This is a genomic window from Nocardia sp. NPDC050718 (assembly GCF_040654235.1).
Lineage (GTDB): Bacteria > Actinomycetota > Actinomycetes > Mycobacteriales > Mycobacteriaceae > Nocardia.
In genome coordinates this window covers 163274-188933 of the sequence record NZ_JBFAHQ010000005.1, presented here as the reverse complement: position 1 = coordinate 188933, position 25660 = coordinate 163274, and the positions used below count along the sequence as shown (strand labels likewise).

Annotated in this window: 28 protein-coding genes; 15 read left to right on the top strand and 13 right to left on the bottom strand. The window is 69.5% G+C overall.

The annotated features are described in order from the left end of the window. Positions 1-2: 2 nt before the first annotated feature. The 4 genes from AB0H54_RS23595 (at position 3) to AB0H54_RS23580 (ending at position 5499) form a co-directional block, all read left to right on the top strand. Positions 3-887 (top strand): DUF4231 domain-containing protein, encoded by an 885-nt coding sequence (locus tag AB0H54_RS23595; RefSeq protein ID WP_357347887.1) that lies wholly within the window; start codon positions 3-5, stop codon positions 885-887. A 251-nt stretch (positions 888-1138) separates the two neighbouring features. Continuing rightward, complete coding sequence (locus AB0H54_RS23590; RefSeq protein WP_357347885.1) at positions 1139-2365, top strand: serine hydrolase domain-containing protein; 1227 nt, start codon at positions 1139-1141, stop codon at positions 2363-2365. Between the two features lie 650 nt (positions 2366-3015). Continuing rightward, positions 3016-4905 (top strand): NACHT domain-containing protein, encoded by a 1890-nt coding sequence (locus AB0H54_RS23585; protein ID WP_357347883.1) that lies wholly within the window; start codon positions 3016-3018, stop codon positions 4903-4905. 384 nt (positions 4906-5289) lie between these two features. Further along, positions 5290-5499: a TOBE domain-containing protein gene (locus tag AB0H54_RS23580; RefSeq protein WP_357347881.1), complete on the top strand. Its 210-nt coding sequence runs from the start codon at positions 5290-5292 to the stop codon at positions 5497-5499. Between the two features lie 12 nt (positions 5500-5511). Here the strand turns inward: AB0H54_RS23580 and AB0H54_RS23575 are convergent, their stop codons facing one another. From AB0H54_RS23575 to AB0H54_RS23565, 3 genes are all read right to left on the bottom strand, one after another. After that, positions 5512-6378, bottom strand: a complete 867-nt coding sequence (locus AB0H54_RS23575; protein ID WP_357347879.1) for an alpha/beta hydrolase — start codon at positions 6376-6378, stop codon at positions 5512-5514. Between the two features lie 69 nt (positions 6379-6447). Continuing rightward, complete coding sequence (locus AB0H54_RS23570; RefSeq protein WP_357347877.1) at positions 6448-7029, bottom strand: NAD(P)H-dependent oxidoreductase; 582 nt, start codon at positions 7027-7029, stop codon at positions 6448-6450. After that, a complete protein-coding gene (locus AB0H54_RS23565) occupies positions 7029-7925 on the bottom strand; it encodes an alpha/beta hydrolase (protein ID WP_357347875.1) in 897 nt (298 codons plus the stop codon). Before AB0H54_RS23565 ends, AB0H54_RS23570 begins: the two co-directional genes overlap by 1 nt. 108 nt (positions 7926-8033) lie before the next feature. Between AB0H54_RS23565 and AB0H54_RS23560 the strand changes: the two genes are divergently transcribed. Continuing rightward, entirely contained in the window at positions 8034-11270 is a 3237-nt protein-coding gene (locus AB0H54_RS23560) for a BTAD domain-containing putative transcriptional regulator (RefSeq protein WP_357347873.1), read from the top strand. 88 nt (positions 11271-11358) lie between these two features. Here AB0H54_RS23560 and AB0H54_RS23555 read toward each other — a convergent pair whose 3' ends face one another. Further along, entirely contained in the window at positions 11359-12252 is an 894-nt protein-coding gene (locus AB0H54_RS23555) for a sterol desaturase family protein (protein WP_357347871.1), read from the bottom strand. Between the two features lie 87 nt (positions 12253-12339). On the opposite strand from AB0H54_RS23555, the gene AB0H54_RS23550 reads away from it, so the two are divergent. Next, a complete protein-coding gene (locus AB0H54_RS23550) occupies positions 12340-12945 on the top strand; it encodes a TetR/AcrR family transcriptional regulator (RefSeq protein ID WP_357347869.1) in 606 nt (201 codons plus the stop codon). Positions 12946-12993: 48 nt separating this feature from the next. Here the strand turns inward: AB0H54_RS23550 and AB0H54_RS23545 are convergent, their stop codons facing one another. Further along, positions 12994-13578, bottom strand: coding sequence for a TetR/AcrR family transcriptional regulator (locus tag AB0H54_RS23545; RefSeq protein ID WP_357347868.1), 585 nt, complete (start codon positions 13576-13578; stop codon positions 12994-12996). A 76-nt stretch (positions 13579-13654) separates the two neighbouring features. Between AB0H54_RS23545 and AB0H54_RS23540 the strand changes: the two genes are divergently transcribed. Genes AB0H54_RS23540 through AB0H54_RS23520 form a run of 5 tightly spaced genes read left to right on the top strand, consistent with a single transcriptional unit; the run spans position 13655 to position 16200 of the window. Then, positions 13655-14044, top strand: a complete 390-nt coding sequence (locus AB0H54_RS23540) for a nuclear transport factor 2 family protein (RefSeq protein ID WP_357347866.1) — start codon at positions 13655-13657, stop codon at positions 14042-14044. A gap of 17 nt (positions 14045-14061) precedes the next feature. After that, positions 14062-14541 carry an anthrone oxygenase family protein gene (locus tag AB0H54_RS23535; protein ID WP_357347864.1) on the top strand — a complete coding sequence of 160 codons (480 nt, stop codon included), beginning with the start codon at positions 14062-14064 and terminating at the stop codon, positions 14539-14541. 43 nt (positions 14542-14584) lie between these two features. After that, positions 14585-14914, top strand: coding sequence for a metalloregulator ArsR/SmtB family transcription factor (locus AB0H54_RS23530; RefSeq protein WP_355278857.1), 330 nt, complete (start codon positions 14585-14587; stop codon positions 14912-14914). Continuing rightward, complete coding sequence (locus tag AB0H54_RS23525; RefSeq protein WP_357347861.1) at positions 14914-15585, top strand: cation transporter; 672 nt, start codon at positions 14914-14916, stop codon at positions 15583-15585. Before AB0H54_RS23530 ends, AB0H54_RS23525 begins: the two co-directional genes overlap by 1 nt. A gap of 15 nt (positions 15586-15600) precedes the next feature. Beyond that, positions 15601-16200 carry an isoprenylcysteine carboxylmethyltransferase family protein gene (locus AB0H54_RS23520; protein ID WP_357347859.1) on the top strand — a complete coding sequence of 200 codons (600 nt, stop codon included), beginning with the start codon at positions 15601-15603 and terminating at the stop codon, positions 16198-16200. Between the two features lie 18 nt (positions 16201-16218). Here AB0H54_RS23520 and AB0H54_RS23515 read toward each other — a convergent pair whose 3' ends face one another. Further along, positions 16219-16887: a response regulator transcription factor gene (locus tag AB0H54_RS23515; protein WP_357347857.1), complete on the bottom strand. Its 669-nt coding sequence runs from the start codon at positions 16885-16887 to the stop codon at positions 16219-16221. Beyond that, positions 16884-17984 (bottom strand): histidine kinase, encoded by a 1101-nt coding sequence (locus AB0H54_RS23510; protein ID WP_357347855.1) that lies wholly within the window; start codon positions 17982-17984, stop codon positions 16884-16886. Before AB0H54_RS23510 ends, AB0H54_RS23515 begins: the two co-directional genes overlap by 4 nt. 212 nt (positions 17985-18196) lie before the next feature. Between AB0H54_RS23510 and AB0H54_RS23505 the strand changes: the two genes are divergently transcribed. Beyond that, positions 18197-18589 carry a DUF6223 family protein gene (locus AB0H54_RS23505; RefSeq protein ID WP_357347853.1) on the top strand — a complete coding sequence of 131 codons (393 nt, stop codon included), beginning with the start codon at positions 18197-18199 and terminating at the stop codon, positions 18587-18589. A 98-nt stretch (positions 18590-18687) separates the two neighbouring features. Here the strand turns inward: AB0H54_RS23505 and AB0H54_RS23500 are convergent, their stop codons facing one another. The 4 genes from AB0H54_RS23500 to AB0H54_RS23485 are packed head-to-tail and all read right to left on the bottom strand — an operon-like array spanning position 18688 to position 21582. After that, on the bottom strand, positions 18688-19314 hold the full coding sequence (locus AB0H54_RS23500) for an MBL fold metallo-hydrolase (RefSeq protein ID WP_355278873.1): 627 nt from the start codon (positions 19312-19314) through the stop codon (positions 18688-18690). Then, a complete protein-coding gene (locus tag AB0H54_RS23495) occupies positions 19311-20396 on the bottom strand; it encodes an S-(hydroxymethyl)mycothiol dehydrogenase (protein ID WP_357347851.1) in 1086 nt (361 codons plus the stop codon). Before AB0H54_RS23495 ends, AB0H54_RS23500 begins: the two co-directional genes overlap by 4 nt. A gap of 53 nt (positions 20397-20449) precedes the next feature. Then, positions 20450-20668 carry a three-helix bundle dimerization domain-containing protein gene (locus tag AB0H54_RS23490; protein ID WP_357347849.1) on the bottom strand — a complete coding sequence of 73 codons (219 nt, stop codon included), beginning with the start codon at positions 20666-20668 and terminating at the stop codon, positions 20450-20452. Positions 20669-20706: 38 nt separating this feature from the next. Continuing rightward, positions 20707-21582, bottom strand: coding sequence for a hypothetical protein (locus tag AB0H54_RS23485; RefSeq protein ID WP_357347847.1), 876 nt, complete (start codon positions 21580-21582; stop codon positions 20707-20709). A gap of 247 nt (positions 21583-21829) precedes the next feature. Here AB0H54_RS23485 and AB0H54_RS23480 point away from each other — a divergent pair, with 247 nt between their 5' ends. Beyond that, the gene (locus tag AB0H54_RS23480) at positions 21830-22597 is read left to right on the top strand and encodes an ankyrin repeat domain-containing protein (protein ID WP_357347846.1); all 768 of its coding nucleotides are present in this window, start codon (positions 21830-21832) and stop codon (positions 22595-22597) included. 65 nt (positions 22598-22662) lie between these two features. Further along, positions 22663-23583 carry an alpha/beta hydrolase gene (locus AB0H54_RS23475; RefSeq protein WP_357347844.1) on the top strand — a complete coding sequence of 307 codons (921 nt, stop codon included), beginning with the start codon at positions 22663-22665 and terminating at the stop codon, positions 23581-23583. A gap of 100 nt (positions 23584-23683) precedes the next feature. Here the strand turns inward: AB0H54_RS23475 and AB0H54_RS23470 are convergent, their stop codons facing one another. After that, positions 23684-24202: a hypothetical protein gene (locus AB0H54_RS23470; RefSeq protein ID WP_355278885.1), complete on the bottom strand. Its 519-nt coding sequence runs from the start codon at positions 24200-24202 to the stop codon at positions 23684-23686. A gap of 116 nt (positions 24203-24318) precedes the next feature. Between AB0H54_RS23470 and AB0H54_RS23465 the strand changes: the two genes are divergently transcribed. Then, complete coding sequence (locus AB0H54_RS23465; RefSeq protein ID WP_357347842.1) at positions 24319-24993, top strand: TetR/AcrR family transcriptional regulator C-terminal domain-containing protein; 675 nt, start codon at positions 24319-24321, stop codon at positions 24991-24993. A 7-nt stretch (positions 24994-25000) separates the two neighbouring features. Here AB0H54_RS23465 and AB0H54_RS23460 read toward each other — a convergent pair whose 3' ends face one another. Continuing rightward, complete coding sequence (locus tag AB0H54_RS23460; RefSeq protein WP_355278890.1) at positions 25001-25654, bottom strand: TetR/AcrR family transcriptional regulator; 654 nt, start codon at positions 25652-25654, stop codon at positions 25001-25003. Between the last annotated feature and the right edge of the window lie 6 nt (positions 25655-25660).

Below are 25660 nucleotides of genomic sequence, written 5' to 3'. Positions count from 1 at the left end.
CGATGTCCGACGATCTCCTGAATTCCCTCTGGCAGCGGCGAACCCGCTGGTCCCGCACCGCGACCCACCTCAAGCGCCGCCTCGACCGAACCCGCCTCGCGGTACTCCTCCTCGGCAGCTGGGGCGCGATCGCCACGGCCTCGACCACGACGATCCTCCGCTCGGCGGGTATCCCGACCCGCATCATGGCCCTCTCCGGCGCGGTGGCGCTGGCGGTGGCGACCTTTCTCACCGCCCAGTACCTCACCGCCGAATCGACCCGCCGATGGACCAGGGCCAGGGCGGTCTCCGAAGGCATCAAGCAGCGAATTCTTGCCTACTGCGCCACCGGGTATCCGGAACAGCCGGGGCGATTGCAGGCCGATATCGCCGGGATCGAGCAGGCGGCCGACGACTTGCGTCCGCTGCTCGCGCCTGCCGATACGACTGTGCGAGCGCCGCGCCCGATGCGTCCCGAGGAATACGTCCACGACCGGGTGCTGGCCCAGATCGACGACTACTACCTGCCGACCGCCCGCCGCTACAGCGCCCGCGCGGCGAGGCTGCGGCGCGCCGCCATCGGCCTCGGCCTCGCGGCCACGATCGTCGCCGCGATCAATACCGGTGTCGGCGCGGAGGCGGCGGGGCGGATCGCGCCCTGGGTGGCGGTGATGACCACGCTGAGCGGCTCGCTGCTGGCCTATCTCGCGGTCAAGCGATACGACTTCCTGGTGATGACCTACCTCGCCACCGCGGACCGCCTGCACCGGCGCCTCGACCGGTGGCGGGCCGACGGATCACCCACCGACCGGGACCGGTGGGGGGAGTTCGTGGCGGACTGCGAGAACACGATCTCGCTGGAGAATGCCAGCTGGATGGCCAAGTGGAGCGAGCGCGCGGAAGCGTGATCGAGAGCGGCTCCGGGCGGTAGCGGACCGCTCGACCTACGGCGTGTTCCGTGGCCGGAGTCGACTAGTTGGTCGTCTGAGACAAATTTCGCCGGGGAATTTCTCCGTTCGAGAGGAATGTGCGCGGTCGGGTCTCGAACGGGCCTCGCGGTCTCGAAATGCCTGTTGATCTCGGGTAACGTAAACCCTCCGACTGATTGCGGACGGTGATCCGGAATTCGTCTGTCAATGGTGACATGTGAGGTTTTCTAATGCTTGGAGCATCGTCTCGTCCGGGGCCGCCGACCACCGCGATTCGCGGTAGTGCCGCACCTCAGTTCCGGGAAGCCATCGATCGGTTCGGGCGGTTGTTCGACGGTGGGCGAGGCGGCGGCGCGCTGGCGGTCTATCAGCACGGACGGCCGGTCGTCGACGTGTGGGCCGGATACGCGGACGCCACCGGTGCGATGCCGTGGCAGGAGAACACCGCGGCGCTGTCGTACTCGACGTCGAAGGGCGTCACCTCGACGGTGCTGCATGTGCTGGCCGAACGCGGGCTCGTCGATTACCAGGCGCCGGTCGCGGAGTACTGGCCGGAATTCGGCGTGAACGGCAAAGCGCGGATCACCGTCGCGGAGGCGATGAGTCATCGGGCCGGGCTGTCGCGGATCGGCGTCTTCGCGCACACCGCCGACGATCTCGCCGACCACCGGCTGATCGAGGAACGCCTCGCCGCCGCGGCACCGGACCGATTCCGCGGAATCCCTGCCTACCACGCGATTTCGTACGGAACCATCATCGCGGGGATCGCCAGGGCGGTCACCGGCAAGAGCATGGGCGAGCTGTATCGCACGGAGCTGGCCGAACCCCTCGGGGTGGACGGACTGCACCTCGGGGCTCCCGGTCCCGGCGCGCGCGCCACGGTGGCGGCGACGCACGGATCGACCACTCCGCTCGGAATTCCCCAGGCCGAGATGATGATCCGGTTCGCCGCGCGAACCCCGGTCCCCGGCGCGGGCTTCCTGCGGTCGATCTACACCGAGGGCATCGACCGCCTGGCCCACGGTGCCGACCCGGCCATCCTGCGCGGTGAACTCCCCGGCGCGAACGGCGTGTTCACCGCGCGCTCCCTGGCCGCCGTCTACAACGCGATCGCCACCGAATCGCCCCTGTTCTCGCGACAGCGGGTGCGCGCCATGGCACGCCTGCAATCGGTCCTGCCCGACCGCAACCTGTTGCTGCCGATGGGCTGGCGGCTCGGCTACCACTCGATGCCGGTGCCCGGCGCGCGAAATGCCTTCGGGCACATCGGCTTCGTCGGCTCCGGCGGCTGGGCCGATCCCGCCTCGGGCCTGGCCGTCGGATTCGTGCACAACTGGGCACCGGAGGCGCTGCTGCTGCCGCGCGATCAGTTCGTCCTGCTCGGCCTGCTGGCCGCGGTGGTGCGCGGCGCGGGTGCGGAAGCGGGCGATCCGGTCGAGTTGCCGCTGGCGGTCTGACCGGGAAGCGCCGCGATGCCGCCGTGGAGCATGAATTATCCTGGAAGCCATCATCATCGTCGTGCTGGCTGCGGCGCTGCCAGGACAGGAGAGGGTTCGAGTGCCACTCGCCGGACGACTCGGCCGATTCTGATGCTTCTCTGCTGCTCGGTGCTCATCGCCCTTGCGTTGCTAGTCGTCCTATGGGCAGGAGTGGCCTTCTTCGGGCCCCTGCTCTTCCTTGTTTAGTGGAACCACGGCGCTGGTTCTCCGGTTCCGCCTCGGTGTGAGTGGACATCCGGACTACTCTCCGCTGGAGGTGGAGGGCATCCACGACATGAGTAGTGCTTCATTCGCGCTCGCCAGCGACAATGAGGCAAACGTTGGTTCGGCATCTGTGCGGTCAGCGCCGACGGTGATCTCTGGGCGGTTCCTGGCAGGTGGCTGGTAGCAGCATGAGCTGTGAATTTGATTGGGTAGCAGCACCTTAATCGGCTAGTTGTCCTCGCTGGGCATAGTCTGATGCGAAGCGAGGTTCGGGGTGTTACGGCACCAAGGGGAGGCTGAACGTGCCTGGGATAGAGCTTGCCGGAGCAAGTCGGATGGTGGTACCGGCGGCGAGGGGCGTCGGGTGGCTTTGGAGGAAATGGCGCCCGGACCTCTCGTCCAAGATGCTGCCGTTCTACGTGGAGGAGCTCTCCGAGATCGTTGCTCAGGTCGAGCTACGTCGACTCGGGGAGCTGGGGCTGGTTCGTCACGAGGGAGTCGAAGTTCGATGGAACGAGCATAATGGCAGAAACTTCGTTGGCAGCGGTGAATTCGGTTCGCCACGAGCTGTGTCCACGTATTTTTCGGAACTGCAGACCAGTCGAATCATGTTCATCGGCGAATCGGGAGCTGGTAAAACCGTTGCCGCTATGAATCTACTGTTGGATCTGATCGATCGACGTAGAGAGTCTGAGTCTCCGTACGATCCAGTTCCTGTGCGGGTCAACGCATCCGGTTGGGACCCTGGATCTTGTTCATTTTCCGAGTTTGTAGCGCGACGGATTTCAGATGATTACTCCATCCGGGTGAATATTGCCCGTAAATTGGTCGGTAGTTTGAGAATAATGCCGATTCTGGATGGTCTCGATGAAATGGATGATGACAGTCCCGATCCGCATCGCGCGAGAGCCGCTTTGGATGAATTGAATAGCGTCGAGTGGCGTGGAAGGCCGGTTGTGGTTACCTGTCGGTCGGACAGCTTCCACCGTATTCGTTCCCTGAGGGGTAACGGCACCGGTCTCCGTGATGCTAGGACTATTGACATAAGGCCACTTGCCGCGGCGCAGATAGCTCGATATATCGCGGATTATGGCGCGGACTTCGTTGCGGAGGGTGATTCTTGGTCGGGCATTCGTGAAAAGATTGAGACAGAGCCATCGGGTGTGCTTGCTCAGTCGATGCGAACCCCGTGGATGCTGACTATGACGGTGAACCTTCTATCGTCATCCGACGTTGTGAAAGTAAAAGAACTAGTCGAGGCTACTGACCGTGACGTTGTCGAGAACATTCTATTCTCCGAATTGGTTCCTGCAGCAGTTGCGTCGATTCCTCGCGACTCCCACGGGAACAAGATGTACTCCGAGGATCAGGTGCTCATTTGGTTGGCTACGTTGGCACGTCACCTAGGGGTGAACAGATCCTATGGTCGAGGTAATTCTATTGCGTTAGACGGATTATGGATGATAGCCAAGAGTCGGACATGTAGGGCGCTGCACGGAATCTTGTCAGCGTGCGTTGCGTTCATTTCAGCACTTCCGCTAGCTGTCTACTTGACCTGGTTGGAAGCCCTCTTTGCTGCGGCGCTCTGCGCTGTCGTTTGTGGAATTCGAGGTGCCTGGCCCGTGCAGTTGCGGGCTCACAAAGTGATCTGGAGAACTCGCAAGCGAGGTGAACGGATTGCGCGGCGATGGCTCGTCGGTGGTCTGTACGGTGGTTTGTCGGCGGCTGCGGTAGGGGTCTGCGTCGGCCTCACATATGAGGAGCCGAATGAGTTTGCCGGCCTCTCCGATCCTCTGTCCGTGGTCGAAATGGCTATTATGTGGAGTGGTGTTGTCGGGCTTAGTGTGTTTCTTGCGGTAAGCCTCACTGCACATCGGCGGCCAAACCTGGATGAACGGCGATTGATACGGGAAGATGTACTAGCTGGCTTGCAGATCGGCCTCTTTTCTTGGATCTCATTGGGTGTCGTGATCTTTCTTCTGGCGCTTCCGAGGTTAGAGGCCAAAGTTGCACTCGCATCGCTTGCGGTGGCCCCGTTGTCGGTGTTAGCAATGACAATAGTCGCATCCCCAATGGGGGTTCTAATTGTGGCCCTGATCATGCTGGCCCGTTCGAAGGCTAGTATTCGTTTTCTCAGCGCGAAGCTTGTTTTTGCGGCATCGGGAGAATTTTCCAGCGCGCCCGGGCCATTCCTTAATTGGGCGCGTGATGTGGGGCTGCTTCGAGTCACTGGCGCGGCGTATCAATTTAGGCACGAAACCTATCGAAGGTGGATTTCGATGCTTAGTGGCTAGAAGTAGCCGGCGGTGCGGTGGTCTCGTCCCAGTAACGCAGTGGTCGCTGCTGATATACGGGGCCGGTCCAGTTGAGGCTTGGTTTACAGAGCTCAATTCTGGAAGATTGCGTTATGGGCGTGGATGAACCGGTGTGGATGGAAATGGATTTGCGCCTGCTCGCCGGGATCTTCGACCCGTCCTTGAGTTCGGGTACATGCCACATATGCTCGATGGCAGGAAACTGCGCGTCGGGTTGGATGTCGATTACCCCCTCCTGGCCAGCTTCTCCGTCAACGAGTTGATCACCCGGTTGGGCGGTAGCCACCTAGTTCTGCCGACCAGGACTGACGGACCTACGCGTGTCGACGGAAAACCACAGGTGATCGATCTAGGCTGCGGTGCATGCGACTGAGCACACGGAATCAACTCGACGGCACGGTGGTCTCGGTGACGCGCGGGGAGGCGATGGCGGTGGTGCGGGTGCGCCTCGCCGGTGGTGACGAGATCACCTCGTCGATCACCCGCGACGCCGTCGACGATCTCGGGCTGGCCGAGGGGTCGGTGGTGAAGGTGCTGATCAAGTCGACCGAGGTGACGCTGGGGATCGAATGATCGGCGGCGCGGTCAGCTGTCCGGCTGCTGTGCCACGAGGGCGGTGCGCACCCGGTCCCAGGTGATAGCCGGGAGCTCGTGGCCGATGCCGTCCAGGGGGAGCAGTTCGGCGCCGGGGATCTCCCGGGCGAGGGCGAGGGCGTTGCCGTAGGGGAAGAAGGGGTCGTCGGTGCCGTGGACGACGAGGGTCGGCGCGGTGATCTCGCCCAGTCGCTCGCGCCAGCGGTCGCCGGAGTCGACGTAGGCCAGGTTGAGGACGCTGGCGGACATATCGGTCGTGCGATCGACCATCCGGGTCGCGTGCAGCCGTGCCGTCGGTTCGTCGAATCCGTGGGTGCCTGCCAGCACCCGGGCCTGTTCGACGCGGTAGTCGATCACCGCCGCTCGGTCGGACCAGTCCGGGGGCGCGGTCCGTTTGAAGAACGCCATGACCCGGTCGGCATGTTCGGGCAGGTCGGGGTCGACGGGGCCGGGCGCGGCCGGGCGGGTGTTGATCAGGGCCAGGGCGGACACCCGGTCGGGGTGGTCGAGGGCGGCCAGCTGGCAGATCCATCCGGCCACGGAGCAGCCGACGAGCTGGGCCCGCGGCAGGTCGAGGGCGTCCAGCAGGCCGATGAGGTCGGCGACCAGGTCGCGGAGGGTGTAGCCGGGGGAGCCGGTCGGGTAGGCGGTCGACCGGCCGGTGTCGCGGATGTCGTAGCGCAGGACGAACCGGCCCGCGTCGGCCAGCTGTTCGCACCAGGAGTCCTCCCAGAACAGCCGCGCGGTGCACGGCAGCACGATCGCGGGGTGCTGCCGGTCACCGAAGGTGGTCACACACAGGTCGGCATCGCCGACGGCGACCAGCTGCTCGGGTGACTGTCGGACGGAAGATGGCATGACGACTCCTCTGCTGATTGCGTCTCCCTGGAACAGACGGCTCCCACCCCCGGAATTCATCGGTGTTCGTCACGGTACGAACGGGGCGGTGGTGCGGGCGGTGCGCAGGGCGGTGGCCCACCAGGTGAGCTGGTCGAGGGTGCACTCGACGGTGTCGTCGAGTTCGGGGTCGCGGCGGGGCCAGGAGCCGTCGACGGCGAAGCGCTGCCAGGCTTTCGTGATGGTGACGGTGCGGCGGATCGGGACGGCGTTGAGTTCGCCGAAGACCTGCCGGAGCTGCGCGGCGCCGTGGCCGCCCTCCGTGTCGCGGCAGTAGGTGACGACGCAGACCGGCTTGGCGGCCCATTCAGTGTCGAACCAGTCGATCGCGTTCTTCACTGCGGCCGGGAAGCTGCGGTTGTACTCGGGGGTGACGAGCACGAACGCGTCGGCGGCCGCGAGCCGGGAACCCAACGCGCGCACCGGGTCCGGATGTTCTTCGTCGAGGTCGGGGAGCTGGTGTGGGAGGGCGGCGGTGGCCAGGTCGATCCGGTCGAGGCTCAGGTCACGGCGGCGGGCGAGGCGACCGGCGAACCAGTCGGCCACCAGCGGGCCGAAACGGCCTGTGCGGGTGGACCCGACGATCAGGGCCACCCGCATCGGCTCGCGCATCAGGCGTCCTCGACCGGCGCGTCGAGGAAGGCCGGGATCATCGGCAGCAGCAGCTCGGGGCGATGCGGCGCGGTGATGTGGGAGGTGCCGGGCAGGATCGCGAGCTGGGCGTTGGGCAGGCCGGCGGGGGTGTCGCCCATGATGCCGCCGCCGAAGAGCCGGAACATCTCCACGGCGTGCTCGGGCCGGACGATGTCGGAGTCGCCGATCACGGTCAGTGTCGGGGCCGTGATCGTGCGGGCGGCCTCCGAGGAGACCGACGGCATGCCGTTGACGTCGTGGTCGATCACCCGGGCCACCAGCTGGGGGAAGTCCTCCGGGCGCGGCGCGTTGGCCAGGTAGTCGGTGTGGAAGGTGGAGCCGTGCAGGTGCTCGGGCTTCAGTTCGTCCATTCCTTCCATCAGACCGGGGTGCATGGCCTCGGCGCCGAGCCCGCCGGAGAGCAGGACCTGCTTGCGCACCAACTCCGGGTGGCGCAGCGTGATGTCGAGCGCGACGCCGGCGCCCATGCTGTAGCCGAGCAGGTCGATGCGCCGGATCCCGAGCTGACCGAGCAGCGCGACGGTGTCGTCGGCCATCTGCGGCGTCCGCAGCGGGCGGTCGATATCGGCGGTGCGGCCGTGCGCCTGCTGTTCGATCGCGATCACCTCGCGGGTCTTCGACAGCTCGGGGATCAGCTCGGCGAAGTCGGTGCCGATGCCGGAGAGCGCGCCGTGCAGCAGCACCAGCGGCGGCTGCTCGGTGGCGACGCCGTGGCGCTCGTAGTACATGCGCAGGCCGTTGACCTCGGCGTAGGCGCCGGGCGGCGCGGGCGCGGGGGCCCGGTCGGCGCCGCAGGCGGTGAGCAGCGCGGTGGCGGCGATCCCGGCGATGAGGGCGAGGGCGGTGAGTTTCATGTCGTTCTCCTGTGGGGTGTCGATCTCGTTGGGACCACAGTGCGCCCGGGGCCTTCCGGTTTGTTTACGGTCGATTCCGGTGCGCCCGGAACCCGCTAGGGTGCGGTTATGCGTTTCGGTGTGCTCGGTCCGCTGACGGTGTGGACCGACGGTGGTGACGTCGTCGCGGTTCCCGGGACCAAGGTCAGGGCCCTGCTGGCCGATCTGCTGCTCGCCGCCGGTCAGCCGGTGTCGGCCGACCGGCTGATCGACGACATCTGGGGCGAGGACCCGCCCGGCAACCCCGCGGGCACCCTCGCCGCCAAGGCCTCGCAACTGCGCCGCGCGCTCGAGGACGCCGAACCCGGCAGCCGCGATCTGGTGGTGTCGCCGCCACCCGGATACCGCCTGGCCACCACCGCGGTCGATGCGCTGCGGTTCCGGGCCCTGCTGGCACAGGCCCGCACGCACACCGACACCGGGCCGCGGATCGCGATGCTGACCGAGGCGCTGGGACTGTGGCGCGGACCGGCTTTCGACGACTTCCGCGACGCGGAGTTCACCCGTTCGGCCGTCGCCCAGCTGGAGGAACTGCGCCTGGTCGCGGTCGAGGAGCTGGCCGAGGCCCGGCTCGCCGAGGGCGAATACGGTGCGGTGGTCGGGGAACTCACCCGCTTCGTCGCGGAACACCCACTGCGGGAACGGCTGCGCGCGGCCCAGCTGCGGGCACTGTACGGCGCGGGCAGGCAGGCCGACGCGCTCGACAGTTACGAGGACCTGCGCAGGCAACTCGCCGACGAACTCGGGTTGGACCCGAGCCCGGAACTGGTCGACCTGCACCGGTCGATCCTCGGCCAGGACCCCGGCCTGGTGATCACCCGCCCGCGGGCCGTCGTCCGCAGGCGCACGACCAACATCCCCGCGCCCCGCACCGAATTGATCGGCCGGACAGCCGATCTCGACGCGTTGAGCCGGGCCGTCGACGGCTCACGACTGGTGACCCTGATCGGTCCGGGTGGCGTCGGCAAGACCCGCCTCGCCACGGCGACGGCGGCGGGCCGCGCCGAGCGCCATCCGCACGGAACCTGGCTCGTCGAGCTCGCGCCGCTGGCCTCGGCCACCACCGACGCCGACCGCGTCGCCGACACCGTGGCGCAGGTCGTCGGCGTGCGGCTCGAGGACGGCGCAGGCTCGGCGATCGCACTGGGGGAGGCACTGGCCGAGCAGGACATGCTGCTGGTGCTGGACAACTGCGAACACATCGTCGAGCAGGTGGCCGACCTCACCGAGGCCCTGCTCGGCGCCGCCCCGCGGCTGCGCATCCTGGCGACCAGCCGCGAACAACTGCGCCTGGCGGGCGAGGACGTCGTCACCGTCGAACCGCTCACCGTGCCGTCGCCCGGCAGCGACGTGACCGCGATCGCCGAGTCGAACGCGGTGCGGCTGTTCGTGACCCGCGCGCGGGCCGGTGCCAGGGAGTTCGCGCTCGACGCCGGGAACGCCGACGCGGTCGCCACCCTGTGCCGCAGGCTCGACGGCATCCCGCTGGCCCTGGAACTGGCCGCCACCAGGGTGCGCGCTCTCGGCGTGCACGAGATGGTGGCCCGGCTCGACGACCGGTTCCGGCTGCTGGCGACCGGGCATCGTGGCGCTCCGCCGCGTCAGCAGACCCTCGCCGCCATGATCGATTGGAGCTGGGGGCTGCTCGACGAGGACGAGCGAGTCGTGCTGCGCCGCTTGGCCGTCCACGCGGGCGGGTGCACGCTCGACGCGGCCGAGTCCGTGTGCGCCGCCGAGGTCGACGGCGCTCCGGCGCCGGTCGCGCCCGCGCTGATCGCCGATGTGATCGCGCGGCTGGTGGACCGATCGCTGGTCCAGCAGAGCGGGCGCCGGTATCGGCTGCTCGAGTCGGTGGCCGCGTTCAGCCTGGACCGGCTGGCCGAAGCGGGCGAGGACGTCGCGGTGCGCCGGGCACATCACGCGTACTACCTCGCGCTGGCCGAGCGCGCCGCGCCGGAACTCTACGGCGCCGACCAGCACCGATGGTTGGTGCAACTCGACAGCGACGACGCGAATCTGCGGATGGCGCTGGACGACGCGCTGCGCGAGGGCGACGCCGAGACGGGACTGCGGCTGACCGACGCGCTGGCGTGGTACTGGCTGCTGCGCGGCAGGCTCGGCCTGGCCCGCCGGTGGTTCGACGCGGTACTCGCGCTGGGCGGTACCGCGCGTCGTCGGGCGCCGGTCGCGGCGTGGCAGCTCACCGCCGCCTTCCAGCAGGGCGATTTCACCGACGCGAGCGCGCGCCGCGCCGCGGTGTCGGCGGGGCTCGCGGAACTCGACGACCCGGCCGTGCGGGTGCGGGCCGAAGTCGTCCTGCTGATCTCGGCGCTGGACGCGGGCGCCGACCAGGACCTGGAAACCTCGGTGCGCGAACTGCTCTCGCAGTGCCGGGACCTCGGTGACCGCTGGAGTGTCGCGACCATCCAGGTGGCCCTGGCGAAGTCCGCGCACAGCCGGGCCGACGTGGCGGCCCTGGACCGCTACGCGAAGGAGGGCGCGCGGCTGTTCGCCGAGCTCGGCGATCGGTGGGGCCGGTTGCAGGCCGCGGAGTGGCTCGGCGGCCTGGCCGAGCTGACCGGCGATCTGGCCGGTGCCGCCGAGATCCATCGGGAAGCCCTGGTGCTGGCCCGAGAGCTGGAACTGTGGGGGCAGGCGGCCTCGCATCTGTGCTGGCTCGGCTGGATCGCCATGCAGCACACCGAGTTCGACGCCGCCCGGGAGTTCGCCGAGCAGGCCATGGTGCTCGCCGCCGAACAGGGTGACGGCGCGGGCCGGTTGTTCGCCTCGATCGTGCTGGCCTTCACCGCGCGCCGGGACGATCGGCCCGACGAGGCGGAGCGGCTGCTGCGCGCCCTGCTCGCCGACGCCGCCACCGACCCCACCGCCGAGGAGGAGATCCCGCTGTTCGTCCCGATGCTCCAGGTCGAGCTGGGCTATCTGCTGGAACAGCGCGGCGAACCCGCCGCGGGCCTGACCGAACACCTGCGCGCTTTCGACGGCTCTCAGCGCATGGACGCCCCCCGCGACGCCGCGTTCGCCCTCGGCGGCGCGGCCGCCGCCACCGCCGCCATGGGTGAATTCGACACGGCCGCCCGCCTGCTCGGCGCCGCCCAAGCACTGCGCGCCGGCACCGGCATGCCCCTGCTCCCCGCCGAACAACCCGACGTCGACCGCGCCACCGCCGTGGTCCGCACCGGCATGAGCGCGGCCGAGTTCACCGCCGCCCACACCGCCGGTCTCGACCTGACCGCCACCGCGGCGCGCGAACTCTTGGACGTCGTCGCGGCGTCCCGCGCGGGCTAGTGGCCCACTGCCGCGGTGACGAGTTTGCCGTGGGGTGTCGGACGCCCACACACGGCGCGCAGGACCAGCGCCGCGAGGTGCACCGAACTCAGGCCGCCTGCTTCGTTTCGGCGATATCGGATCGCTGATCCGCGGGCTGCCAACCGGGTGGCGCGAACACGTACCCGAGCCGGTCGCGCCATCGGGTCGCGGCGCGGACGTCGCGGATGATGTTGCCGTACTCGTGGTACTGCAGGCGGAGCAGGTTGTAGGTGCCGACCGGGGTGGTGAGTCCGTAGGACGGGGTGTGCAGTTCCGGCTGGAAGGTGCCGAACATCCGGTCCCAGACGATCAGGATGCCGCCGTAGTTGCGGTCCAGGTATTCCGGGTCGCTGCCGTGGTGGACCCGGTGATGTGACGGCGTGTTGAAGACGAATTCGACCGGGCGCCACAGCTTGCCGATCGTCTCGGTGTGGGTGAAGAACTGGTAGATGAGGTTCAGCGCGAAGGCGACGTAGATGGTCCACGGCGCGAAGCCCAGCAGCGGGAGCGGCGCCCAGAAGATGGCCTCCGACCAGGGATTCCATTTCTGCCGCAGTGCCGTGCCGAGGTTGAAGTACTCGCTGGAGTGATGCGCCTGGTGCGCGGCCCAGCCGATGCGCACGCGGTGCGAGAACCGGTGATTGCAGTACCAGGCGAGGTCGACGACGAGCATCAGCACCGGCCAGTACCACCACGCGGTGGTCGGGAGATGCCAGGGCGCCAGCTCGGTCCACAGGATCACGAACAGGACCAGGGTGAGCAGTTTGAACAGCGCCATCGCGCCCAGCGCGCCGAAACCCATGCTGAGGCTGGTGCGGGTGTCGATCGGCGAGTACGCGCGCGGGCCGGCGTCGGCGCTCGCGTGCCGCAGGCTCACCGCCTCGATCGCGATGAACACGACGAAGAACGGGACTGCGTAGAGCAGGGGGTTGTTGATGTGGTCCCAGACCGCGGAGAACATACCGGCTCCTAATATAGACGTAGGAGTAATTTACTAGGTGGTCAATTCGGAGTCAATGGCTGTCCCCGGCGATGGTTGGATGGGGGAGTGAGCACCGCCGGAACCAAGGGCGTCCCCCGCGCCGAGCGTGAACAGCTGATCCTCGACGCCGCCGTGGCCGAGATCGGCCGGGTCGGTTACGCCGGGCTCGGGCTCACCGCTGTCGCTCAGCGTGCCGGCGTGTCCAAGCCGCTGGTCTACACCTTTTTCCGATCCAGGGACGAGGTGTACATCGCGTGTGTGACGCGGGCCGCCGCCCTCCTGGATGACGCGATCGAGTCGGCCATCACCGCCGGTGACGACCTGTCGATGGCTCGACGGACCCTCGACGCGATCTTCGCCGCACTCGAGCCACGCCCGCACGACTGGAGCGTCGTGTTCGATCGATCCCATCCGGAGGATGGCGAGGCCGCCGACGCCGCCCGCGCGGCCCGGCGGGGGATCGCGGCTCAGGCGGCGAGGGGAGTCGCGGATGTCCTCGGCACGGTCGAGCTCACCGATCCCGCTGATCTGTCGGCGCTGACCGATGTCTGGATGGGCTCGGTGACCTCGCTGATCCAGTGGTGGCTACGGCACCCCGATCAGTCCGCCGCGCAGATGAGCGCGCGCAGCCACCGCCTGATCGAGGCGCTGGTCGCCGCCGTCACCCGCTGAGCGGCACCCGGCCCCGCGTCGGGAATCTCGCGGGTGGGCCGGATCGCCTCACGTCTGGTCGACGCCGCCGACGAGGCGGAGCACGCTGTCGCGCAACACGATCTGGGCCTCGGGCTGGGTCATCCGGCCCGCCCTGACCTCGTCGCCCGCCGCGTGGCTGACCGCGACGATCGCCGCGACCAGCCACTCGGGGGTGACGGTGCCGATGAATTCGCCTGCCTGCTGACCGCGGGTGACGAGGCGGAGCAGGCGGTGGTTGATGGGGAGCTGGCGGTCCTCGTCGCGTTGCCGGGCGAACGCGCCCACGTGGTGGGCCAGCGGGGAGACGCGGAAGAACTGCCAGCCGACGTCGAGCATCCGGAGCAGGGCGGCGGTGGCCGGGCCGCTGTCGAGGTCCGCGGCGCGCATGGCTTCGGCGGCCCGGGTGGTGGTGCGCTCGACGACCGCGTTGATCAGGTCGTCGCGCGAGGCGAAGTGGGCGTAGACGGTCTGGCGGGTCACCCCCGCCTCGGCGGCGATGGCGGCCATGCCGGCGTCCGGCTGGGTGGCGAGCAGCCGGGTGGCGGCGTCGAGGACGGCCGCCCGGCTGCGGGTGGCGTCGGCGCGCCGCTTCGGTTCCCGTGATCCGGTCAAATCTTACACCCTTGTCAAAGTTATCCGATCGAGTTTAACCTTTACATCGCTGTAAGAATTCTACGACTGGAGTGTCATGGATCCCGCATCCCCCCGCTCGCCCGAGCGGTTCATCGCCGACTTCTTCACCGAATTCACCGCCGCCGCCCTCGCGGCCGACGCCGATCCGGCCGAGGTGGTCGACCGGTTCCACGCGCCCGAGGTGGTCCAGATCGCCGACGGGATCCGGCTCGACCGCGACCGGCTCGTCGCGCACCTGCGTCCCATGCGAAAGAACCTGCGCGACTATCGCTTCGAGGTGCACGAGGTGATCGCCGACGGTGCCAGGATGGCTGCCCGCCTGACCATCCACGCCACGATGCGCACGACGGGGACCGTGGCCACCGAGGTCTTCCTGTTCGGCGAGTTCACGCCGGACGGCAAGCTCCGGCGCGCCGACCAGCTCACCCGTCCCGTCGCCGCGTGATCGGCCGAGGAGAACCCGTGCTCATCCGCTCGCTCGCCCTGTTCACCACCGGCCTGCTCGCCGGCGCCTTCGGCTACGGCGCCGCCAATCTGGTCCCGACCTTCCATCGCGTTCCGCTGCAGATGCGCCTGGAGTTCCATACCGAACTCATGCAGAACAACAGCATCAGCATGCAGGCCACCATGGCCGCCGCGGCGCTGAGCTGTCTGGTTCTCGCGGTGCTGTCCGCGGGGCGGCGCCGGGTCGTCGCCGCGGTCGCCACCGTGCTGGTGGTCGCCTCGTTCCTGATCACCCGCCTGGGCAATGTGCCGATCAATCACCGGATCAACCAGTGGGTGATCGACGGGCCGCCGGCCGACTACGCCGCGATCCTCACCCGATGGGATCTGTTCCATTTCCTGCGCACCGGAACGGCTTTCGCGGCGTTCGCTCTGATCATCGCGCTGGTCGTGGGGCTGTGGCAGTCGGCCGAGGGACGCGCCGACCGGCCGGATTGATACATCCTTTTCTGAATACAGAATCAGCTGTACTATTCGGAGCATGAGCACCGCGATGCACGGCGACGCGCTGTCCCGCTTCGGCTACGCCCTCTCCGACCCGACCCGGACGCGCATCCTGCTGAGCCTGCGCTCCGCGCCCGGGTATCCGTCGGAGCTGGCCGACCAGATCGGGGTATCGCGGCAGATCCTGTCGAACCATCTGGCCTGCCTGCGCGGCTGCGGGCTGGTCGTCGCCGTGCCCGAGGGCAGGCGCAGTCGCTACGAACTGGCCGATCCGCGCATCGGGCGTGCTCTCGACGACCTGGTCGGGCTGGTGCTCGCGGTCGACCCGGCCTGCTGCCCGGCAGCCGCCACGCAGGACTGCTGCTGATGACCGATCTCGGTGTGCCGCTGCTGCTCCCGGACCGGCGCCGGGTGCTCACGACCCGGATCCGCCGGCTGGTGGCGGCGACGATCACCTACAACGTGGTCGAGGCGAGCATCGCGCTGGCCGAAGGCACGCGGGTGTCCTCGACGGCGCTGATCGGATTCGGGCTCGATTCGGTGCTCGAGGTGTCGTCCGCGGCGGCGGTGGCCTGGCAGTTCGCCGGCCGGGATCCGCACGCGCGGGAGCGGGTCGCCCTGCGGATCATCGCGTTCTCGTTCTTCGGCCTGGCCGCCTACGTCACCGTCGACGCGATCCGCGCGCTGACCGGCGCGGACGACGCGCGGCACTCCCCGGTCGGTATCGCCTTGGCGGCGCTGAGCCTGGTGATCATGCCGGTGCTGTCGACCGCGCAGCGCCGGGCGGGCCGCGAACTCGGGTCGGCCTCGGCGGTGGCCGATTCCCGGCAGACCATGCTGTGCACCTACCTGTCCGCGGTGCTGCTGGTCGGGCTCGTCCTCAACGCGCTGCTGGGCTGGTCGTGGGCCGACTCGATCGCCGCGCTGGTGATCGCGGTCATCGCCGTCAAGGAAGGGCGAGATGCCTGGCGGGGCGACACCTGTTGTCCGGCACCGCCGCTCGGCACGGTCGCGACCCGCGACTGCTGCGATGGATGAGAAAGGACACCGGTCATGGCTCTCACGGCACTGGTCTTGTACGTGATCTTCGGCGCGCTCGGCTTCGGGTGGCGCAGTTGGCGGCAGTATCGGACGACGGGTTCCACCGGGTTCCGTGGCATCAGCGGGCGGCCCGGCTCGCTCGAATGGCTGGCCGGGGTCGGCTTCGTCGCGGCGATCGTCGTCGGCCTGGCCGGGGTGGTGCTCCAGCTGGCCGGTGTCCTGGACCCGCTCGAATTCCTCACCGCCACACCGATTCAGCTGATCGGGATCGTGCTGGCCGTCATCGGAATCGGTGCCACCCTCCTCGCCCAGGTCCAGATGGGCGAGTCCTGGCGGATCGGGGTCGATGCCGACGAGACGACAGCGCTGGTGCGCACCGGCGTATTCGCGCTGGTACGCAACCCGATCTTCACCGCGATGCTCGTCTTCGGGGCGGGTATCGCGCTGATCATCCCGAACGTCGTCGCCCTGGCGGGGTTCGTCCTGCTGCTCGCGACGATCGAACTCCAGGTCCGCGTCGTCGAGGAGCCGTATCTGGCCCGCGTCCACGGCGCCGGCTACCGCGAGTACTGCGCCGCGACAGGCAGATTCGTCCCGGGCATCGGACGCTAGTCCCGGGGCCGTTCGCGATCACGGTCGCGTGCGCGGCGTGACCAACCCGGATTCATAGGCGACGACGACGAGCTGAGCCCGGTCGCGGACGTGGAGTTTGGCCATCGCGCGGTTGATATGGGTCTTGGCGGTGTGCGGACTGATCACCATGTGGGCGGCGATCTCGTCGTTGGACAGCCCGTGGGCGGCCAGGGCGACGGCTTCGCGTTCGCGGGTGGTGAGTTCGCGCAGCGCCGAATCCGCGCCGGGCGCGTGCGGCGGCTGGGTGACGTAGCGGGCGATCAGGCGCCGGGTGATGGACGGCGCGAGCAGGGCGTCACCACGGGCGGCCACCCGGATCGCGTGCAGGAAGTCCTCGGGTTCGATGTCCTTGACCAGGAAGCCCGCCGCGCCGGCGCGCAGCGCGTCGAAGACGTATTCGTCGAGGCCGTAGTTGGTCAGGATGACGACGTGCACCCCGGCCAGGGCCGGATCGGCCGCGATGCGGCGGGTCGCTTCGATGCCGTCGACCACCGGCATCTGGATATCGACGAGGGCGATGTCGGGCAGGTGGCGGCGGGCCAGCTCGACACCGTCGCCGCCGTCGGCCGCCTCGGCGACGACCTCGATATCGTCCTCGATCTCGAGCAGCGCGCGGAATCCGCTGCGGATGAGTGGCTGGTCGTCGACCAGCAGAACCCGGATCATGATCGCACCACCGGCAATTCGGCGTGCACGGCGAATCCGCCGCCCGCGCGGGGCGCGGCACGCAGGTGCCCACCGAGCGCGGTCACCCGCTCGCGCATCCCGAGCAGGCCGACGCCGGGCCGTGGCGCGTCGGCGGGCGTGGCGCGACCGTCGTCGGCCACGTCGACCACCAGGGTGTCGGGGCCGTAGTCGATGCGCACCGAGGCGGTGGCGGCGTTCGCGTGGCGGGTGACATTGGTGAGCGATTCCTGCACGATCCGGTAGCCGGTCCGGTCGACCGCGGCGGGCACGTCGGTGCGGGTGCCCGCGATGGTCAAGGTCGTCTCGATCCCCGAAAGGCGCACTCGCTCCACCAATTCGGCGACCTGAGCGAGACCGGGCCGGGGCGCGCCGTCATCGCGCAACGCTTCCAGGGTCGCGCGCAGTTCGCGGGCCGCCTCGCGGCCGGCGTCCCGGATGGCGAGCAGCGCCTCGGGGACGTCCTCGCCGCGTTTGCGCGCCACATGCACGGCCGCCTCGGACTGCACCTTGATCACCGAGATCTGATGGGTGAGCGAATCGTGCAGTTCCCTGGCGATGTGCAGGCGTTCCTCGTCGGCGCGGCGGCGCGCGGTCTCCTCGCGCGTGCGTTCGGCCTCGTCGGCGCGGCGCTCGGCCTGCCGCAGCGCCTCCCCGGCTGCGGCGGCGGCGATCAGCCAGGCGATCTCGAGCGCGTCGCGGGACCGGGCGAGCGCGGCGGCGGTGTCGTGCAGCGAGAGCATCGCGGCGAACGGCAGGGTCGCCAGGAGCAGTAGCGCGGCGGCGAGCGTCATCCAGCGGTGGCCCGCGCGCATGGCGAAGTACACCGCGAACAGGAACGCGACGGCGGGTACATCGAATCCGAGTGCCTGCGAGCCCAGTGCGCACGCGCCGGTCGCCACCAGCACGGCCACCGGCGCCCGGCGGCGGGCCGCCAGCGCCAGTCCACCGGCTACCAGCAGCGAATACCCGAGGGGGCGCAGGTCTGCGGGGGACGGTTGCCGGGTCAGCGCGGTGACCAGCAGCACGGCCGCGACGCCGACCGCGATCGCCGCGTCGCCGATCCATGCCCTGCTCATGTCAGCACCCTAGCCCGGTGCGCGGCGCGGCGAGTCCGCCGACGGGGTGATCTCGCGACTACCGCGCCCGCGGTATCCGCGCCGGTGGTACCGCCTCGGCGGTAGCCGCTACCGCGGGCGCGGCAGCGCGGATTGTCCACGGTCGCACGACGACCGGACCCGGGGTCCCGGCCGAAGATCGAGCGGTACACAGCAGATCGAAGGAGTACGCCATGTCGTCTTTCCGTCACCTCCCCGGTACCGTCGCCGCCGTCCTGGCCGCCGGGCTCGTCGCGGCCGCGCCCGCGTCGGCGTCGACCGTCCTGGTCGCGGACGCCTACGGGTTGACCGCCGACCGCGCGATCGCGACCTCGGCCGCGTTTCTCGCCCTGTTCGGGGCGATCCTGGGCGGCCTCGCGCTGGCACGGCCGTCGAGTCTCCGGGCTGCGTTCGCGGTGGGCGCCGGGATGCTCGCCGCCGTGGTCGGGGTGTTCGTCGTCGTCACCGCCGACGGTGGGCTCGGCACCGGGAACGGGATCGCGGGCGGGTACATCGCCGGTGTCCTCGGTGTCCTGGGCGCGGCGCTGGGTGGCGTGGCGCTTGTCCGCGTCCGCCGAGCAGGCTGACCGCCGATCCGGTTGCGGTGCCGCGGAATTCGAGGCGTGGCTGTGGGCCGGTGCCAGGAGTGCCCGCCGAAGGCGTGGCGGACACTCCCGACCCGAACTCAGTGGCCGCGGGCGATCCAGTCCGCGAGGGCGGGCCGTTCGGTGCCGATCGCGGTGTCGGGGCCGTGGCCGGTGTGCACCGTGGTGTCGTCCGGGAGGGCGAACAGGCGGTCGCGGATGGAATCGATGATGGTGCCGAAATCGGAGAAGGAGCGGCCGGTCGCGCCCGGTCCGCCCGCGAACAGGGTGTCTCCGGTGAACAACGCCGACAGTTCCGGCAGGTGCAGTGACACCGAGCCGGGGGAGTGGCCGGGGGTGTGCAGCACATCGATATCGGTGCCGGCCACCGTGATCCGGTCGGTGTCGGCCAGCGAGCGGTAGGCGGCGTCGGGGTGGGTCATCCGCCACAGCGGCTCGTCGCCGGGGTGCAGCAGCACCGGGGCGTCGAGGCGCCGCGACAGCTCCGGCGCGACGGTCACATGGTCGTTGTGCCCGTGCGTGCACAGGATGGCGGTGACGTGCCGGGAGCCGACCGCCGCGGCGATGGCGTCGGCGTCGTGGGCGGCGTCGACGATCAGCACCTCGGTGTCGTCGCCGATCAGCCACACATTGTTGTCGACGTCCCAGGTGCCGCCGTCGAGCGCGAAAGTGCCCGAGGTGACGACCTTCTCGACGCGGGCACTCACCAGACCACCACCGAGCGCAGCACCTTGCCCTCGCCCATGGCGGTGAACGCCTGCTCGACCTCGTCGACGCCGATGCGCTCGGTGACGAAGCGATCCAGCGGCAGCCTGCCCTGGCGGTGCAGGTCGACGAGCATCGGGAAGTCGCGTTCGGGCAGGCAGTCGCCGTACCAGGACGACTTCAGCGAACCGCCGTGCGAGAACAGGTCGATCAGCGGCATGTCGAGGGTCATGTCGGGAGTCGGGACGCCGACGAGCACCACGGTGCCCGCGAGGTCGCGGCCGTAGAAGGCCTGCTTCCAGGTCTCCGGACGGCCGACCGCGTCGATCACCACGTCGGCGCCGAAACCGTCGGTGAGCTCCTTGATCCGCTCGACCACGTCGGTGCTGCTCGCGTCGATGGTGTGGGTGGCGCCGAAGTCGCTGGCCCACTCCAGCTTTCGCGGGTCGCGGTCGATCGCGATGATCGTGCCCGCGCCGGCGAGACGGGCGCCGGCGATAGCGGCGTCACCGACGCCGCCGCAGCCGATCACCGCGACACTGTCGCCGCGCGAGACCGCGCCGGTGTTCACCGCCGCGCCGATACCCGCCATCACGCCGCAGCCGAGCAGGCCCGCCACCGCCGGATCGGTCTCGGGATCGACCTTGGTGCACTGCTTTTCGTGCACCAGCGTCTTGTCGGCGAACGCGCCGACGCCGAGCGCCGGGGTGAGCGGGGTGCCGTCGGTGAGCGTCATCGGTGTGCTGGCGTTGTGGGTGTCGAAGCAGTACCACGGGCGACCGCGTCGGCAGGCCCGACATTCGCCGCAGACCGCGCGCCAGTTCAGGACGACGAAATCGCCCTCGGCGACATGGGTGACCGCCGCGCCGACCGACTCGACGACACCCGCCGCCTCGTGCCCGAGCAGGAACGGGAACTCGTCGTTGATGCCGCCTTCGCGGTAGTGCAGGTCGGTGTGGCAGACCCCGCACGCCTGCACGCGGACGACCACATCGTGCGGCCCCGGATCGGGAATCACGATGTCGACGGTTTCGGCCGGCGCGTTCTTCGCGCGGGCGATGACTCCGCGGACGGTGTCGGGCATGCGGACCTCCTAGGTTGACGTCGCCGCCAACGCTAGCGGGGTCCAGCCACCGATCACATCGGGATGGGTGGGATCCGCCCCGTCCTGGTGCCGAGCTCGTCCTGCACATGGTGTTCGACGAGCAGCGGGACGAAGTCGCGGACGTTGGCCTCGGCGAAATGGCGGTAGGTCTGCCGGACGATATCGGCGATCTCGGCGGGGGCGACGGTCGGGTACTTGATGGTCAACCGTTCGATGACCTCGTCGAGTTGCTGGTCCTCGTGAGTAGTCATATCCCAGGGTTACCCCGGGACCCACCCGCGTCAACCGGTTACTTCTCGTCGAAGACCAGATCGGTCGGCGGGTGGGTCAGGCGCACGGTCGGGCCGTCGATCACGGTGATCGCGTCGAGGCCGGTGGTGGAGTGGCCGGTGGAGAGGATGAAGAAGCGGTCGGCGGCCTGGGCGAGGAAGGCGGGGAAGCCGTCGAGCGAGAGATCGCCGTCGCCGAGGGCGAGGTAGTCGGCGAGGCGGCGGAACAGCTTCGGCAGCATCACCACGTCGTCGGACAGCGACGTCGGCGTGGTGATCGCGGCGCCGCTGGTGGTGATGTCGGCCGCCCAGACGCCGAGCGGGGTCGGCGCGGTCGCGGCGGCCGTGGCGACGGCGGCGAATTCGGCGCGCAGGGCGGGGAACAGGCTGCGATAGAACGTCGGGTAGGCCAGGCCGGTCGCCAGCTGGTGGTGGTTGAGGGTGAGCCGCAGCAGGGCCACGTCGACGAACATCTCGGTGCCCGTGCTGCCGGGGGACGCGCCGCGCCCGGCGAACGCGACGCAGCGGCCGTGCAGATCGGCACCCCTGGTCAGGATGAACCCGGGCACCGCGGCCTGATCGGTGCTGGTCACGGTCTCGTTCGCGTCCCGCACCACGCCGGTGAAGCCGAGCCAGGCGAGCAGTTCCGCGGCCGCCGCGCGTGCCAACGGCAGCGGTTGATGGGTGCGCGTGCCGTGGCGGGGCGTGTAGTGGGTCTCCAGCGAGTCGATGCCGTCCAGGCGCAGCTGCGCGGCACCGGAGGCATTGCGCTTCACCCGGTGCGGGCCGCCCACCCGGTCCCACAGGGCTGGGTCGTCGGGACGGAAGCGCACCGAGTCACCGTCGGGCTGTGCGCCTTCGGCGACGAAGACTCCGGAGATCAGCAGAAACGGCATCGCGCGTCCTTCGGCTCGTGATGATCGCCGCCCGTCGTCGTGCACGGGCCAGGTGGTCGACCGGCTCCCAGTCTGGACATCGGCTGCCGCGCAGGGCAATACGGCGGGGGCGATGGTTCTGTGCTGTTCATCCGGCGGCTACCGCGATCCGCCATAGACGGTGTCGATGGTGATGATCGGTACTGCGTCCTGGACGCGCGGTGGCTCGATGGGCACGGTGGAAGGGACCTGACCAGAGGAGAAACCCATGAATCCGGCTCGCCCGACAGTCCGTGGCACCCGCGCGAGCGTGCTCGCGCTCGCCGTGCTCGCGGTGGGTATCGGCGCCTGCTCCGCCGACCCGGACGTGCCGCAGTCGGCCCCGGTCCCGGTGACCGCCGCCGCGCCCGCGCAGGCCGAGGTGCCGCCGACCACCCGGCAGTTCGACCACAGTCTCGACGACGAACTGTTCGCCGCCGCGGTGAACAACGACGCGGCGCGGGTGCGTGACCTGCTCGCCCGCGGCGCCGATCCGGAGACCCGCGGCGACCAGGACCGGACTCCGCTGGTGGCCGCCACCAAGAACCGGGCCAGCGCGGCCGCGGTGGCGCTGATCGAGGCGGGCGCCGACGTGAACGCCAAGGACGACCTGCAGGACTCCGCCTACCTCTACGCCGGCGCCGAGGGCTTCGACGAGATCCTCGAGCCGGCCCTGCGGCACGGCGCCGACCTGCGCAGCGTCAACCGCTACGGCGGGACGGCGCTCATCCCGGCGAGCGAGCACGGGCACGTGAGCACCGTGCGGATGCTGATCGCGGCGGGGGTCGAGGTGAACCATGTCAATACCCCGCGATGGACGGCACTGCAGGAGGCGATCGTCTACGGCGACGGCTCGCAGCGCTACCAGGAGACCGTCACCGCGCTGCTCGACGCGGGCGCCGACCCGGGGATTCGCGACGCCGAGGGCCGCACCGCGCTGCAGAACGCCGAGCGGAAGGGCCAGGACGCGATCGTCGCCCTGCTGCGGGGGCGCTGACCAGCCGCTGGCGTGCCGACCGCGACTGTGGGATTCGTTCAGGTCAGCGGGCTACGCTCGGCGATATGGCCGCCGACGGATTGTTCCTCGATCCCACGATCGGCCGACCCACGGACAAGGTCGGACACTTCACCGACCAGACGGGCTTCGAGCACTTCGCCGCCGCCTACCGCGCGGGCATGGCCGAACTCCCGCCGCCGGACGCCATCGCCGCGGTGCCGACCTCGTTCGGCCCGGTGCGCGCCTATCGATTCGGCCCCGGCGGCGATATCCCGGTGGTCCTGCTCGCCGGCCGCCAGGCCTCGACCCCGATGTGGGCCGCCAACCTGCCGGGCCTGATGGCACGGCGCACGGTCTGGTCGGTGGACAGCGTGGGCGAACCGGGCGCGAGCGGGCAGACCCGCGCGCTGACCGACGGCGCCGATCAGGCGACCTGGGTCGCCGAAACGCTGGTGGGACTGGGTGTTCGGCGGGCCCACCTGCTCGGGGTCAGCATCGGCGCGAACCTGGCCGTGCAGACCGCGCTGCATCGCCCGGAGCGCGTCGCCTCGATCACCCTGCTCGATCCGGCCAACACCTTCGCCCCGCTGAGCTGGAAGATGATCGTGGTCTCGCTGGGCAGCGCCGTCCCCGCCCTGCCCGCCGGGGTGCGACACCGATTGCTGGGCTGGATCTCCGGTGGCGTTCCGGTCGACGACTCGCTGCCCGAGGCCAGGCTGATCGCCGCCGGGATGACGGATTACCGCGGCGCCCAGCCCCTGCTCCCACGCCCCACCGAGGACCAGCTGCGCGCGCTCACGGTCCCGGTCCTCGCGCTGTTCGCCGGTCGCTCGATCGTGCACGACTCCGAGAAGGCCGCCGCCACCGCGCGCCTGATCCCCGGCGCCCAGGTCGAGGTCTGGCCCGACGCGTCGCACGCCATCAACGGCGAGTATCCCGACCGCATCGCCGAGCGGTTCACCGCCTTCGCCGCCGGGATCGCTTGACCTGCTTCGGAAGACGGCACGAAGGCGGAGGTCTGCGGCAGGTCGCAGTGCTCGGCCCACGCACGACGAAGCCCCGGCCGGAGCCGGGGCTTTCATGGGTTCAGCCGAGGATCGAGATCGCCAGCCCGAGCAGCGCGCCGCCGAAAACCACGGTGTTGCGGACCTTCTGGAGCGTCCAGGTCCAGGCCGGGAACCCGGCTTCGGCGCGGTCGAGCAGCGCGGGCACGTCGATCCGCGCCAGTTCGGGGTCGCCGGTGCGGGCGAAGGCCGCGGTCACCGAGCTGACCGCGGTGTGGTTGCTGTAGACGATCACGCAGTTGCCCAGGAACACCAGCCCCAGCACCACCCAGTTCACCGGGCGGGCGATGTCGAGACCGGCCAGGTTCAGCGCGGCGGCGGTGAGCATGATCGCGGCGACGCTCAGCGGGGCGGCGCTCTCGTGGCCGCTGGCGTCGAAGCGCATCCCGTGCTCGTGCAGCGCCGTGGTGCGCACGCCCTGGCGGGACAGCTCGGCCTGCGCGGTCGCCATGGCGGCCTTGCCGTAGCGGTTGCGCACGATCGGCATGCTCACGAAGGCGGCGGCGATGGCGATCTCGATGGCGGCGACGAGGGTGTTCATGGTGTGCTCCGATCCGGCTTGAACTAAGTAAAAGAACCATAGCTCCCGACTTGAACTAAGTGCAAGAGATTTCTTGAACTTTGTAAAAGTGGCGGCGGCGCGCCTATCGTGGCCGCATGGCACGCGACACCTTGACCAGGGAACAGATCGTCGGCGCGGCGATCGAGCTGCTCGACGAGGAAGGGCTGGACGGGTTGAACATGCGCAGCCTCGGGCAGCGCCTCGACTCCGCCGCCACCGCCATGTACTGGCACGTGAAGAACAAGGACAACCTGGTGCGCCTGGCCGTCGACGAGGTGTGGGGCGAGATCGAGCTCCCCGATCCCGATGCCGCCGACTGGCGCGCGGCGGCCGAGGCGATGGCCACCGGCATGAACGCGACGCTGGCCAGGCACCCCTGGCTGGTGCAGGCGCAGGCGAGTCACCTGCTCTACGGCCCCAACAAGTCCCGGCACGACGAGAACGCGCTCGCGGTCTTCGAGGCGGCCGGCTTCGACGACGAGGAGGCCGATCGCGCGGTCGCCGCGCTCTTCCTGTTCGTGCTCGGCAACGCCACCGGCCCGGCCGCCAACGTCTCGCTGCGCAGGCGACTGGGCAAGGGTGGCGCCGACCCGGAAACGCAACTGGCGCAGGCGATGACGGAGGCGACCGAGATCGCCGCCGCCTTCCCCCGGCTCCGTGCCCGGATCGACCGCGCGGCGGGCACCGGCTACAACGCCGCCCCCGACAGCACCTTCCGGTACGGGCTGAGCGCGCTACTCGACGGCATCGGCGCGCGGAAGGCGCGCTAGCGCAACGCTATTCGGCGTCGGCGCGAATCCGGGCCAGTACCGCGCCGACTACCAGGAATCCGCTGTCGACGACATCGGCCAGCGGCTGGCGGTAGTCGTCGAGCACCCATTTCTGGGCGATGATCAGAATCGCGCCGACCAGGCCGAGCACCACCATCCGCGCGCTCGGCGCGGGGTGGGAGTCCAGGTCGACATACGGTGTCAACAGCGCCAGACAGATGTCGACGAGCGCGTCGAGCACGTCGTGGTAGGCGCGGTCCACCGTCGGGCTCACCCCGAGGATCTCGAAGAAGGCGATCCGCGGCACGCGGGGGTCGTCGAGGATGAGCTGGAAATACGCCGTGAGCGCCCCGCGCACCCTGGTGTCGATATCGGCGTCGACGTCGCCGATGCCGACGTGGATCGCCTCCAGCATCCGCGCGGTGACCTCGCGATACACCTCGAGCAGCAGATCCTCGCTGTCGGTGAAGGACTCGTAGAAGTAGCGCTTCCCGACGCCAGCCGCGGCGCAGAGCGTGGTGACTGTGGTGTTGCGGTAGCCGTCGGTGCCGAAGGCTTCGGTGGCCGCCTCGATCAGCCGGGCGCGGCGGTCCTGCTGGCGCTGCCCCGGTGCGGCGCCGCGGTACCTGCGTCCGTCGGCATCGAGTTCGGGCGCGTTCACGCCATC